Source organism: Janthinobacterium sp. FW305-129, assembly GCF_020858115.1.
In the GTDB taxonomy this organism is placed as follows: Bacteria; Pseudomonadota; Gammaproteobacteria; order Burkholderiales; family Burkholderiaceae_D; genus Janthinobacterium.
This window is the reverse complement of sequence record NZ_JACYMM010000042.1, coordinates 1-899: the sequence shown is the minus strand read 5'-3', so window position 1 is coordinate 899 and position 899 is coordinate 1. Positions and strand designations below refer to the sequence as shown.

General features: G+C 59.3%; 1 protein-coding gene. It reads right to left on the bottom strand.

Annotated elements, in window-relative coordinates; genetic code table 11:
* Window positions 1–809, bottom strand: an 809-nt coding sequence (locus tag IGS61_RS27715; RefSeq protein WP_230542501.1) for a hypothetical protein, incomplete at its 3' end; no start/stop codon positions are given.
* Window positions 810–899: the final 90 nt, after the last annotated feature.

Sequence of the window (899 nt, the reverse complement as noted above, 5' to 3'; positions counted from 1 at the left end):
CCCGCGCCCGTCTGCACGATGTCGCCGCTGGCGTTGTCCAGATTCGCCACGTTCAATTGCAACTGACCGCCCACCAGTTGGCCCTGGCTGTTCACCAGCGACTGGGCGTTATTTGCATTGGCCGTGATCGCCAGCACGTTGCTGGCCGAGATGACTGCCTTGTTGGTGATGACATCGCCAGCAAGGGCCGTGATGGCGATGTGCGCCGCACCTGTCTGGCTACCCGACAGGTCCACATTGTCCCCCGTCAACACCGCACTGCCTGCCGCCAGGTTCTGGCCGCTCGCTTGCAGCACGCCATCGGCGTTGATGGTGAGATCGCCTGCCGTACCCAGGCTGCCATCCGCTTTCACGCCAGCACCCAGTAAGCCGCTGCTGGTCACCTTGCCAGCGGAAATTATCGTGTTGTTGACGGAGGCAATCGACCCCGTGTTGTTCAACACGCCGCCGACCGTCAATTGCTGATTGCGGCCCGCATACAGCAGGCCGGCATTGTTCAGGTCACCACTGATTTTGGCCGTCAGGTCCGTGCCGGCGCTGACCGTACCCTGCTGGTTCAGCAAGGTAACGGCATCCAGACGTAAATTGTCTGCCTGCAACACGCCGCGCGTGTTGTCGACATTGATGCCGCCAACTTGTAACTCTTGCGTGGCGGCAATTACACCATCCGTATTGTTCAAGGTGCCCTTGCTGACCATATCTGCCGAGGCAGCGGACGTGATGCGGCCCTTGCTGTTGTCCAGCACGCCCACCTGTACCGTCAAGATGCCACTACCCGCGTGCTCGATCTTGCCGTCTTTGTTCGCCAAGGTGGCTGTATCTAAGGTCAAATTGGCGCTATTGACGGCAATGCGGCCGGCTGTATTATCAAGATTACCTGTCTGAATGACAGTATTGCC